Here is an 11744-nt window from a genome sequence, read left to right as displayed (position 1 = left end):
GTGAAAAAACGTGTGGTCAATGCTAGCCATCATCGCAGTTGCCATAATGATCTTTTTTCTGGAATACCCCAAATTGAAAAAACAGAACAAAAAGAAAGACTTATGGTTTTTTACCATCATCCTGTTATTCTTCACAATAATCAGTGTTCTAGAAAGCCGTGAGTTCTCATTACCGAACCCGCTTGATTATATCCAAAGTTTCTATAAGATGTTTTGAGTGAAATTCTAGTGATGGATAGAGGTGTAAGAAGTGGATAACCAAACGATCAGCCCCCGTCAGTTCATGTTCCTAGTCATTTTGTTCATAGTAGGCAGTTCCATTCTCATCGTTCCCACCCCTCTGGCTGCCGGGGCGAAGAATGATGCCTGGATAGCGATATCGCTCTCAGTTGCTGTAGGGGTATTACTCGTCTTTTTTTATAATCAAATTGCCAAGCTGATGAAAGGGCAAACCTTAGTCCAAGCGACCATCTCCGTCTTCGGTAATTGGTTCGGGCGAGTGATTTTGTTTTTTTATCTTTCATTCCTTTACGTTCTCGCCTCTCTCGTATTGAGAAATATCGGGGATTTCATGACTACTCTGATCATTCCCGAGACTCCTCTTCAATTCACCCACATCCTATTTTTGCTGGTGGTAATTTGGGGGGCTTATTTAGGAATTGAAGCGATAGGAAGATCTGCTGAAATGTTCATGCCATGGGTTGTCTTGCTCCTGATTTTCTTCACTATTTCTCTCTCTCCTCAAATTAAAATGGAAAACTTACAGCCTATCTTCGGGAATGGAATTACACCGGTGTTAAGCACCTCTATGGTAGTCATTGGAACACCACTTCTCGAGTTGGTTACCTTCCTTATGATCATTCCATATGTGAAAGAAGAAAAAACCACTCGAAAAGCGTGGCTTCTCGGAACTTTCATCGGTGGGGCGATTCTGACGCTCATCACTCTGCTCTGTATTTTGATCTTAGGAAGTGATTTAACAGCACTTAACACCTATCCAAGCTATAAAGTGGCACAAAAAATAAATATTGCTGGTTTTTTGGAAGGGGTGGAAATTTTCGTTGCAATCATCTGGATGCTTACCATCTTCTTTAAATTGACCATTCTCTTTTATTCAAGCACAGTCGGCATAGCCCAGTTCCTTACCATGGATGACCATCGCCCTTTACTCTTACCACTCGGTATGGGGGTGATCGTCTTATCTATCATCGCTTATCCTGATGTCGCTTACTTTGAATCATTTGTAGGTGAAACCTGGTTCTCTTATGCTCTTACCCATGGACTCCTCATCCCGGGCATCGTTGGAATCGCACTTCTTATCAAGTCTTCGAGAGAGAAGAAAAAAAACAAATCCCAGACACCCTCCCCTTCTAATTCATAAAGGGAGAGTTATTTGTTATCTTTCATTTGTTCCAAGTGCATTCAATAACATTCGTTTGATTTGTGGGGTCATTTCATTCAAATCCTCGATACTATACACGTTCGTGAAATATTGAATGATCATTCCATCTACACAGGAGACGAGGATAGACGCCCCTATAGGTTGATGTACCAACGGATAATGCTGGTCAGGATCCAGTTTTCTCAACTTTTCCTGAAGATGATCGGTCATTTCGTTGAAGGCTCCCTGGAAAATCGTTTTGTTAATATCACCTTGCGCGTATTTTCTTAGAACGGCTTGGATCAACTCGAGATTCTCATAGTTATAATTCCAGGAATCGTACAAAAACTGTTCTACAAACCCTTCAATTGTGGTGTTCTTATTATCTTTTACTGCTTTTATATAATCGTCCTCTAACTGCTTCAGTGTCTTATCCATCTGATCATGTGAAATTCTATGTTTCAAAGGGACCCTCTCCTTTTTGCAGCCAGCCTACTAAAAGGTCTTCCCATACAGACTCAGTTTAAACCTGGAGGCGTATTCTCCTGTCATATTTTCTTAGACTTGTTCGCATCAGTTATTAAAAAATCTGCTATTTGAACTTCCACAAATCCTTCCCCTTAAATAAAGAAGTTGAGTCAAAACGATAACTGCCACTGAAAAAGACGAACAATAGAGTGGAATGGATGAAATGGAGCGGAGGCAACATACGTAGACTCCCTTCGGGAACAGCGCGAGCGGAAGACCCAGGAAGAAAGCGGTCTTTGCTTTCCGAGAAGGCTGAGGCCGTGCCCGCTGCAAGCATTCACCGACAAGCGATCCGTGAAACTTTAACAGTTCCTCTAGATTGAAAAGTGTGTTTCAGTGGCCTCAAGTATTTTGCCGGAGCTGCGTATGCATTTATTGCTTCATAAAAAAACCCGAACGATTTGTTCGGGTTTTTAGCGGGGAACTCTTTTATCCCAGTCTCTTTATTTCAACAATTTTTGTTCAAATGGAAAGTCGGAGAAGTTCTCTACTCCATCTGATGTAACGAGCAGCTGTTCCTCCAGTTTTACGCCTTCTTTCCCACCGGGGGAGCCGATGTAGCTTTCAACGGATAATACCATGTTTTCCTGGATAACACCGTCATACCCCTTTTCTTCAAAGTCCTGAGGATAAACAATGTATGGATATTCACCGCTAAGCCCTGTTCCGTGTGCGACCGTAAAGTAACGGTTAGGGAAGAACTCTTCTGGGATCCTCCAGCTTTTTTCTGCGTATTCACGGAAGGTCATCCCTGGTTTCAACAAATCGATATTGTACTGTATTTGTTCATAAGCTGTTTGATACAGCCTTTTTTGCTCGTTGGTGGGTTCGCCTGCTCCACAGTAAAATGTCCTGCTGATATCAGTGAAGTAACCGAAAGGGCCATTCATATCCGTATCAAAGGAAACAAGTTCACCTTCATTGATGACTTTGTCACTACACTCCTGGAACCATGGGTTTGTACGACTTCCAGAGCTGAGCAGCCTTGTTTCTACATAGTCTCCGCCCTGGGCAATATTCGTCTGATGTAAATGAGACCAAAGTTCATTTTCCGTTATGCCAGGTTTTAGAGCTTCCTGCATACGGATCATTCCTTCTTCAGCCGTACGGACGGAAATTTTCATCGCTTCAATTTCCTGCTTATTCTTAATACTGCGTGCATGTTCAACCGGTTCTTGACCATCGACGACTTCGACCCCTAATTTAGCAAGTTCAATCGCACCGACTGATGGAGCATAATCGATAGCCAGACGTTTGTTCCCCCCGCAGTACTGCTTCATCAAATCCGCTATTTCCTTAGCCCACTGCTCCGCATTATCGTATAAGTTCTCACCTGATGCTACGTAAGATAAGGTGATGGCCGGGCGCACCTCATCAATCGTTTCGAGTCCCTCAGATAAATGTTCACAGTTTGGAAAGTCAAACAATGTGACAGGACCTTCGGTAGGAATGAACGCATAACGTCCGGGATTTCTTAGCATGAACACTTGCATATTCCTACTTCCTGTCGCATAACGGAGATTGACAGGGTCAAAAATAACGATTCCTCCGTATCCTAATCGCTTCAACTGCTCACGAACCCTGCTGAGACGGTACTGCCTCATACGAACAAGATCAATTTGAGTTTTAGCATGTCGAATGCTGCTCATTTTAGCCATTACGTTCATCACTCCTCTTATTGTCATGCTTGCCTTCCGTACATGTTACAATAAGTTTCATCTTATCACAACAAGAAATATCATTTTCCGATTTCCACCCGATACTGAAAGCCTTGAGGCAGATATTTAATCTGACTATATTCAATGGGAAGAGAGTCAGGACCCAGAGTTGTCCGTTCAATATGAATCAGTGCCTCACCTGGGACGACTCCTAGCATATCGCCTTCATAACGGTTCGCATTTGAGGCTGAGACTGTTTCCTTGATATTGGAGTAGTGGATATTATGTTTCCCCAAGATCGGAAAAAGATCAAAAACCTCTTTAGAAACATGTTGTAACAAGTTTCCGATTTTCATTGGAAAATACATTCTTTGATAAGCGATAGGCAAGCCGTCAGCCAAACGTAACCTTTCAATGACCAGGACGGATTCACCTTCATCGAGTTGCAAATGTTTATTAGCAAAGGGATGGTCTTCAAGGACATTCTCCCGCAAAAAATGGACTGTCAAATCGGACCCTTGTTCGTGATGAAACACACCAGGGCTTCCCGCCTCAGTTTCAGGAACGGCCCTGACCTTTGTCGGCGCCCCCCGTCTCGTTTCCAAGATCCCTTGTTGGGCAAGGTCTCTGATCGCCTGACGTATTGTCGTGCGACTTACATTATATTCTTTCATCAACTGATTTTCTGATGGGACATGTTGTCCAGGCTTCCACTCCCCTTCTCTCACGTGGTGAAAGATTTTATTTTTCACTTGGACGTATAAAGGAAGTTTCCGTTGTTTTTTCGCCATGCCTAAAACTCCTTCTTTTTACTCTACTTATCGTTTATTTTAAAGGAGTCGCCGGCATCTTTCCATTCCACCGGGCAGCAAATCTGTTTTCACTTCAACTTTCACCGACTGAACCATTTCGATAAACCATCGATTTAATTCAAAAAAAAGAGACGATCGCTCGTCCCCCTTTCAGCGCTAATCTACGACAATATAAGCAATCATCGGTCCGTTAGCAGCAATATCAGCATGAGTCGTACAAATCAACCTGTAAATACCTTCCTCCTTGAACTGCAAATCCACAACCGTTTCTTTCCCCTGTTGGACGACACCTTTCACATCTGTTCCTTCAATATAAAATGGATGTTCTTTGCCATTCACTCCGTAAATACTCAGTTTGAACGGCTCGTCCTTTTCCACAAAAATCGTTCCGGGGTCCCAACGGTATGCCTCGATTTTATCACCGTCCGCTGTTTCAGCTGTAAATTCTCCTGTCACTAAGTTGATGACGCGTGTCTCACCATTCGTAGGAGCTGTTGAAGTTGCCATCGCCCCTTTCCAAAAATAACTGCCAATAAAGTAGGCTGCGAATGCGATGACGATTGCTCCCATGATCAGTCCGACTTTTCTTGCTGAAAGAATCCATGCGTTCATATCCATCCCCCCTAAAGCTTGTTTGCTTATGTATATGCAACCCGCCCCATAGAACTTGTCTACTTTTTTCCCATTTAATAAAAGCTCTCTCAGGAAGACTTGATTTCGAGAAGTTTGATAAGTGGATGGGGTCGACGGGGAATGACTCGCTTTCCGTGGGAGCGCAGTGAGCTTCCACGGAAAGCGAACCGTTTCCCGAAGCCCCTTTTTCACACAAAAGTATCGGAATCATGTCTTCTAGATAACTACCCTTGTGTTGAAGAATTCACCACATTAAACGCTCCACAACGTTTACTAAAGACAATACAAAAAGAGCAACTGCTTTCAGTTGCTCTCATATTAGAAAAATAACTTCGGATCCAACCATTCGGTATAGGAGGAAGATTCCTCATCCCCTAAGAGTAATGAATCACACTTTTGATTGAAGCGGAAAGGGATCGCTTGTAAATAATCAGATGGATAAATATCAGCATTCTTATACTCTGTGAACGGTCGGTCAAGGGTGGAACCCTGGATTTGATCTTTCTTCAACTGTTCAACGACTATTCGGCCGATCTGCCTTCCGAGTCGTAGGCCTTCATCATTATCAACCGGATAATGGACACCTGCATAAAGCCTTGATTTAGCATTTTCCTCTGCCAGCTCACGCAACTTTCTTTTTTCAGCAGGGAAAAAGTAACTGAGAATCATCTCTGCCGCTCCAGATATAGTCGCATGGCCAGACGGATAGGAAGGATGTTTAGGTGTACATATGACCGTGGCTAATTTTGAATCCAATTGATTAGGCCTTGGAACCAGCCATTTATACTTCAAGGACCAACAAACAACAAAAGCATCATTCATCCCGCTGAATACAGCACCTAAGATACGCGCTGCACGAGGTGCTTCCACACTGTATGTGTCAATAAGGCGATCGACAATCGGTATCCACTGCTTAGAAGGTGGCCCATCTCCCCAATATCTGGCTATCTTCACTTGGTCTTCGGTTAAATGAGCAAGTGTATGCTGGACTTTCTTCAATTCTTCCTGCCATTCAACAGCGGTCGGGTCTTTGATTGCTAACCGAATCGGCCGACCGTCTAACTTCTTAAAACCGTGCCTCCGACTATGTGCAATAAAATAAGTTTTCCACTCACCGGCATCTGGTTCAACACCCAAATCAATCCTTGGCGGTCTATTCTCCCCTGCGTAAGGCAAATCTGTCCACAGTGGATAATTTTTATTATGAGACATCGTCTCACCCCTTTATTCCTAGAGTATGAAGAATACAGCTATGGGGTGTAGACATTTTTGCGGCTAAGTTATATCTGAAACCCGATTTACCGAACCCTGGGTTTGAATCAAGTCTGCGTAATAGCCACCTTTTTCCATAAGTGAATGATGATTCCCTTGTTCAATGATACGTCCTTCTTCTAAAACTAAGATGAGATCCGCCGAACGAATCGTATGAAGGCGGTGGGCAATTACAAAGCTGGTCCGACCTTCCATCAATTTTGATAATGCTGCATTTATTTTCATTTCTGTCATTGTATCTATACTACTGGTAGCTTCATCCAGAATAAGAAGGGATGGAGCAGCAATCATAGCCCTGGCAATCGAAAGGAGCTGACGCTGCCCATGACTGACTCCTTTCCCATCTGAATCGAGCACTGTATCGTAACCTTTGGGGAGATTAATGATAAATTCATGGGCATGAGCAGATTTAGCCGCTTCGATGACCTCTTCATCTTCTGCTTCCAACCGTCCATACCGAATATTTTCTCGAATCGTGGTATGAAACATCGTTGCATCCTGGAGCACAACGCCCATCTGATTTCTAAGGCTGGCTCGAGTGATTTTTTCTGAGTCACGTCCATCGATAAAAATATTACCACGCTCTGGCTCATAGAAGCGTGACAATAACGAAATAATGGTGGTTTTTCCCGCCCCGGTCGCACCGACAAGCGCCACTGTCTGGCCGGGTTCTGCACGAAAAGTGATGTTGGATAGTGTCTTCTGACCATCTTCATAAGAAAAATCTACGCTTTTAAAAGCAATCTCGCCCCTCATCCTGTTCACAGCCACAGCTTCTCCTTCGTCTTGTTTTTCTTCTTTTTCATCAATGACCTGGAACACTCGATCTGCTCCTGCTACAGCTGATAAAATCATATTGAATTGGTTAGCCAAATCATTCAATGGCCGTGTGAACTGCCGTGAATAAGTGGTAAACGTCACAATAATACCGATGGAGACAAATCCATTCAAAGCAAGGAGGCCTCCCGCTCCGACAATGATGGCAAAGCTGACATTGTTCAGCATGTTCATCAGTTTAGGGATGAAGCCAGTGTAGACTTGCGCATAATAACCAGAATTCCTTAATGCTTCGTTCTTTTCCTCGAAGTCATTAATCACTTGCTCTTCTCTAGAAAACATCTTAATAATGGGCTGGCCGGAAAACATTTCTTCCACGTATCCATTCACTTCACCTAAATCACGTTGCTGCTTCTTAAAATATGGTCCTGTGCGTTTTGTTATCCACTTCATTCCAAAATACATGACAGGCACAATGGTCAATGTGAGTATCGTCAATAACGGACTAAGCCAGAGCATAATAATGACTGTTCCTGTAATCGTCAACAAGCTGGTGACAAACTGGACTACAGCAGTATTCAACGTTCGACTGACATTTTCGATATCATTAGTCAGTCGGCTCATCAGTTCGCCCTGCTGCATCTTTTGAAAAAAGAGCACTGGAAGCAGCTGAAGGTGAGAGAACAGGTGGGATCTCATTTTCTTGACCGCATTTTGGGCGATGTCGATCATCCAGTAATTTTGCAGCCAGAGAAAAGCAGAATGGAATACATAAATCAGCAACAGATAGGTCAACATCGTAAGAAGAGTACTGCCCTCAGGTTCTGCGATAACAAGATCCACAGTCAAACCTAACAAATACGGTCCGAGTAAGGATAAAGCTGAACTACTGACGATAGCGATCAGCACAAAAGAAAATTTCACCTTTTCGTCTGCCATATACACCCAGATTCTCTTTAATGTTGAACCGATATTGTGAACCTCAGGAGTCTTCATCCCTATTCCATGATGATGCCTTATTTTCGATCGGCCGTGGCCTTTCATGACATCACCCCTTCTTGTTGTGACTGATAAATATCATGGTAATACGTATTCGTTTTCAATAATTCTTGATGGGTCCCCTGCGCGATGATTCTCCCTTGGTGAAGAAGCAGGATTTGGTCAGCACCTTGAAGCGAACTGATTTTCTGAGCTACTATAAATACAGTGCAGGGCTGATCTTTGAGTGTTTGTAACAACCGCTTTTCGGTATGGGCATCCAGGGCACTTGTGCTGTCATCCAGGATAAGAATTTTCGGCTTCCTCACAAGCGCTCGAGCAATAGATAACCGTTGCTTCTGTCCTCCTGAAAAAACGACGCCCTTTTGACCGATTTGAGTATCGTACCCTTTCGGTAAAGTATTGATAAAATCATGAATTTGCGATCGTTTTGCTGCCTCCATAATCTCTTCTTTCGAGGCCCCCTCTTTTCCCCAGCCGATATTTTCTTCAACGCTACCAGAAAAAAGATGGGCTTCCTGTGGGACTAGACTGATTTGATTTCTAATCTGCTTCAGGTCCAATCCTTCCACTTCTTCCCCGTCTAATAAGAGTGTGCCTGCATCTTTTTGGTATAAACGGGGTATGAGGTGAAGGAGAGAACTTTTACCAGAGCCTGTTTCTCCTAAGATGCCTAAGGTTTGCCCTGGCAGAACTTCAAAGGAAAGGTCACTGAGAATTCGTTCCCCATTTCTTTCAAAAGAGACATTATGAAAATGAACAGCCCCCTTCAGGGTTTTGCTTTTTCCCTGTAAACGATTTTGGGACGGCGTATCCTGGTCTAAGACCTCTTTAATTCTATTTGAAGATGCATGTCCACGAGAAATGACCATGATCAAAAAGGTGAACACAGAGAATGTGAACAAGATACGTGTCGCATAGTTGATGATGGCAACAACTTCTCCCGCCTGCACATTGCCGAAACTTAAAAACTGGGCACCAAAAAAGAGAAGGATGAGAATGACTACATTCATTCCCAACATCACTACAGGCATGGCGACCTCCATGAACCACAATGCCTTTTTATTCTTTTCCACCAGAGATTCATTCCCCTGTTGGAATCGTGCTTCCTCATGATCTTTCCGGTTAAATCCTTTGATCAGACGTATCCCTGTCAAGTTTTCACGGATGATCGTATTCAGTTGATCCAGTTTACTTTGAACCCGATTGAACCACTTTACACCTTTGGTCAAAATGAAGAATAAAAAGACCAGGAATAACGGTACACCTGCCGCCAGGATCACAGCTAACTGCACATTAATGGTAAAAGCCATGATGAGAGCAAATACAATGAACAAAGGTGCCCTCAGACCAATACGCACAAACATGAACAGCAGATTCTGAATTTGAATGACATCATTTGTGATGCGTGTCACCAGACTGGGAGTGGAGAGGGTTTGAAAGTGCTTATCTGAAAAATCCTGTACCTTTTTGAACAAATCCCGGCGCAAGTCAAAACCGACTCCCTGGCCAAGGTCGGCAGCAAAGAAGGAATTCGTCACACCTGCGGCAAACGCTAATAAAGAGAGTCCTAAGAGTACACAACCCCAGATTGTAATCACTGAAAAGTCTTCTTCTAACACACCTTCATCGATGATTTTTGCCATAAGCAGCGGTTGGGTCAGTTCTACAGCAAGTTCGATTATCATCAAGAATAATGCGATGAAAGCAGAACGTTTATAGGATTTTGTATATGTAAGTATCCGGAGCATAAAAACCCCTCCTATCGGTTGTGCTTCCTTTTTATTATACAAGAAAAGTTCCTGGGAAGAGATTTCTCCAAAAGTTGAAAAATCGCGCCCAGGACTCCTGCTGCAAATGTATGGACTTAGTTATTGGTATTTCACTATTACCCAGGTCCCCATAGGATGTATGACAATAACAAATATGTAAGTACTTGTGGTAAGCTGAAAAACGCAATAGAATAATAACGATAGTATTTTCCGAACGAAACAGGAAGGTGTTACTTTTGAATAATATTAAACCGATTTTCCCCATATCAGAGGAATTGCTCGAATTGGTGGACTTACTGAATCGAGTATCGCATACTACAGAAGAACAAGTAATTCCCCAAACCATGACGGTGCTCAACAAAGTTTATGCACAAGGCATCATGGAAGGGTATGAAAAAGCAATGGAGAAACAAAAAAACAAACCAGAGATGGGGTGAAACGGGTGGACGGACAGAAAACAGGAATCGATATCACCCTTGAAGTCGTATGCGGGAAGTGGAAAGGTCTCATATTATGGAAACTTCTCCATGAAAATCATATGAGATTCAATGAACTCCGCCGTGCTATTGACGGTAATATCTCTTCTCGTATTTTGGCAAGAGAGTTAAAAAAACTGGTGGATGATGGGCTGGTCGCAAGAATTGATTATGAAACTGTCCCCCCTCGGGTAGAGTATCAGGTGACGCCATATGGCAAAACAACGGCCTCATTTCTTACCAATATGAACAATTGGGGGATGGAACATAAGCGTCAATCTGCTACGAAACGTGAAATGGCAGACCTTATCAACCGTGAAAAATGACAATCGGTGAAATGCTCAACCTCCCCAGGAGACACAACAAGCAGCAGAAAAAATAAATTCCGATATAAAGAGGCTCATTGAAAAAGCCTCTTTATACGTCGATTACTCTCTACTTTTTCGGTCTGCTGCATACTCCAACCCAATTTGCTGGCGGGCTTCTTCCATGATCCTTGCTGTCATAAGCGTATGTGAAAAAGAATTGATTTTTGACTGCCCTTTATTTTCCTCCACCAATTTGATGAATTCTTCGACCTCATAGAACATTGCAGGATGGTTATCTTTAAGGTGCAGATCCTCTTCTGTCCCACCTCGATAAACGATTTTGATTTCCTTCGGTTCTGATATGTTCGGAATGATCATCGTTCCATTTTCTCCTTGAATTTCTGTGGGAGAGTGAGAATCAATGATCTTAGAATGCATGATTACCGCTTCCATATCGTCATACTCTGCCAGCACACTGCCTTCCCCATCTACCCCGGATTTCAAAAACACACCGTTTGCTTTGATGGAATTAGGTGCGCCGAACAGCACAACCATTGGATAAATCCCATAAATACCAAGATCCATTAAAGAACCATTAGAGAGGGATGGTTTAAAAGCATTCAGCACCTCCCCCTCCTTATAGGCATCATAACGGGATGAATATTTGCAGAAGTTTCCTACATAACGTCTGATGTGGCCAAGCTTATGTAAATGTTCCTGAACGGTGAAGAATCCAGGCATCATAGTGGATTTAATTCCCTCCATCAAAACGACACCCTCGTTCTTAGCGACGTCAATCATTGTTGCAATCTCCCGCTGGTTTGAAGCCATGGGTTTCTCGCATAGTACATGCTTTCCTTTTCTCATTAATGCCGAAGCTTGTTCTGCATGAAAGGCATTCGGACTTGCAATATACACGGCATCAATATGTTCACTGTCTGCTAATGCCTCGATTGTTGTGAACGTATATGGGATATCATGGAGGCTGGCGAACTCTTCGGCTCTTTCTTTTGTTCGTGAATACACACCCTTTAATTCAAAACGGCTATGCTGTTTGCCTGCATCGATCAACTTTTCTGTAATCGTATTCGTACCAATGATTCCGAAACGCATATTTTTACCACCTTG

General features: G+C 43.0%; 13 protein-coding genes. 5 read left to right on the top strand and 8 right to left on the bottom strand.

The genetic code is table 11. The features are described from left to right. The first annotated feature begins 10 nt into the window (after positions 1–10). Both HLI_RS13225 and HLI_RS13220 read left to right on the top strand, forming a co-directional pair. Positions 11–217 (top strand): hypothetical protein, encoded by a 207-nt coding sequence (locus tag HLI_RS13225; RefSeq protein ID WP_128525394.1) that lies wholly within the window; start codon positions 11–13, stop codon positions 215–217. Positions 218–250: 33 nt separating this feature from the next. Continuing rightward, positions 251–1381, top strand: coding sequence for a GerAB/ArcD/ProY family transporter (locus HLI_RS13220; protein ID WP_128525393.1), 1131 nt, complete (start codon positions 251–253; stop codon positions 1379–1381). Between the two features lie 15 nt (positions 1382–1396). Here HLI_RS13220 and HLI_RS13215 read toward each other — a convergent pair whose 3' ends face one another. After that, positions 1397–1846 (bottom strand): hypothetical protein, encoded by a 450-nt coding sequence (locus HLI_RS13215; RefSeq protein WP_241655855.1) that lies wholly within the window; start codon positions 1844–1846, stop codon positions 1397–1399. Between the two features lie 221 nt (positions 1847–2067). On the opposite strand from HLI_RS13215, the gene HLI_RS21680 reads away from it, so the two are divergent. After that, complete coding sequence (locus tag HLI_RS21680; RefSeq protein WP_164908557.1) at positions 2068–2232, top strand: hypothetical protein; 165 nt, start codon at positions 2068–2070, stop codon at positions 2230–2232. 120 nt (positions 2233–2352) lie between these two features. Here the strand turns inward: HLI_RS21680 and HLI_RS13210 are convergent, their stop codons facing one another. From HLI_RS13210 to HLI_RS13185, 6 genes are all read right to left on the bottom strand, one after another. Then, positions 2353–3567: a M24 family metallopeptidase gene (locus HLI_RS13210; protein ID WP_241655854.1), complete on the bottom strand. Its 1215-nt coding sequence runs from the start codon at positions 3565–3567 to the stop codon at positions 2353–2355. A gap of 80 nt (positions 3568–3647) precedes the next feature. After that, positions 3648–4358 carry a GntR family transcriptional regulator gene (locus HLI_RS13205; protein WP_128525392.1) on the bottom strand — a complete coding sequence of 237 codons (711 nt, stop codon included), beginning with the start codon at positions 4356–4358 and terminating at the stop codon, positions 3648–3650. A 177-nt stretch (positions 4359–4535) separates the two neighbouring features. Then, positions 4536–4997: a cupredoxin domain-containing protein gene (locus tag HLI_RS13200; RefSeq protein ID WP_128525391.1), complete on the bottom strand. Its 462-nt coding sequence runs from the start codon at positions 4995–4997 to the stop codon at positions 4536–4538. A gap of 333 nt (positions 4998–5330) precedes the next feature. Further along, positions 5331–6224: a vanadium-dependent haloperoxidase gene (locus HLI_RS13195; protein WP_128525390.1), complete on the bottom strand. Its 894-nt coding sequence runs from the start codon at positions 6222–6224 to the stop codon at positions 5331–5333. Positions 6225–6287: 63 nt separating this feature from the next. Further along, entirely contained in the window at positions 6288–8105 is a 1818-nt protein-coding gene (locus tag HLI_RS13190; protein ID WP_128525389.1) for an ABC transporter ATP-binding protein, read from the bottom strand. Then, positions 8102–9811, bottom strand: a complete 1710-nt coding sequence (locus tag HLI_RS13185; protein ID WP_128525388.1) for an ABC transporter ATP-binding protein — start codon at positions 9809–9811, stop codon at positions 8102–8104. The genes HLI_RS13190 and HLI_RS13185 overlap by 4 nt, the downstream gene beginning before the upstream one ends. Before the next feature lie 257 nt (positions 9812–10068). Between HLI_RS13185 and HLI_RS13180 the strand changes: the two genes are divergently transcribed. Beyond that, entirely contained in the window at positions 10069–10269 is a 201-nt protein-coding gene (locus HLI_RS13180) for a hypothetical protein (RefSeq protein ID WP_128525387.1), read from the top strand. A gap of 5 nt (positions 10270–10274) precedes the next feature. After that, positions 10275–10634 carry a winged helix-turn-helix transcriptional regulator gene (locus HLI_RS13175; protein ID WP_128525386.1) on the top strand — a complete coding sequence of 120 codons (360 nt, stop codon included), beginning with the start codon at positions 10275–10277 and terminating at the stop codon, positions 10632–10634. A gap of 102 nt (positions 10635–10736) precedes the next feature. Here HLI_RS13175 and HLI_RS13170 read toward each other — a convergent pair whose 3' ends face one another. Next, positions 10737–11729 carry a Gfo/Idh/MocA family protein gene (locus HLI_RS13170; RefSeq protein ID WP_128525385.1) on the bottom strand — a complete coding sequence of 331 codons (993 nt, stop codon included), beginning with the start codon at positions 11727–11729 and terminating at the stop codon, positions 10737–10739. Positions 11730–11744 lie beyond the last annotated feature (15 nt).

The sequence above is a fragment of the Halobacillus litoralis genome (assembly GCF_004101865.1).
GTDB classification, from domain to species: domain Bacteria; phylum Bacillota; class Bacilli; order Bacillales; family Halobacillaceae; genus Halobacillus; species Halobacillus litoralis_A.
This window is presented reverse-complemented; position numbering and strand designations above follow the sequence as displayed.

Excerpts from the sequence above, each read along its gene's own strand:
- HLI_RS21680 (WP_164908557.1), top strand. The coding sequence starts at position 2,068 with ATGAAATGGAGCGGAGGCAACATACGTAGACTCCCTTCGGGAACAGCG.
- HLI_RS13210 (WP_241655854.1), bottom strand. The coding sequence starts at position 3,567 with ATGGCTAAAATGAGCAGCATTCGACATGCTAAAACTCAAATTGATCTT.
- HLI_RS13205 (WP_128525392.1), bottom strand. The coding sequence starts at position 4,358 with ATGGCGAAAAAACAACGGAAACTTCCTTTATACGTCCAAGTGAAAAAT.
- HLI_RS13200 (WP_128525391.1), bottom strand. The coding sequence starts at position 4,997 with ATGGATATGAACGCATGGATTCTTTCAGCAAGAAAAGTCGGACTGATC.
- HLI_RS13195 (WP_128525390.1), bottom strand. The coding sequence starts at position 6,224 with ATGTCTCATAATAAAAATTATCCACTGTGGACAGATTTGCCTTACGCA.
- HLI_RS13190 (WP_128525389.1), bottom strand. The coding sequence starts at position 8,105 with ATGAAAGGCCACGGCCGATCGAAAATAAGGCATCATCATGGAATAGGG.
- HLI_RS13185 (WP_128525388.1), bottom strand. The coding sequence starts at position 9,811 with ATGCTCCGGATACTTACATATACAAAATCCTATAAACGTTCTGCTTTC.
- HLI_RS13170 (WP_128525385.1), bottom strand. The coding sequence starts at position 11,729 with ATGCGTTTCGGAATCATTGGTACGAATACGATTACAGAAAAGTTGATC.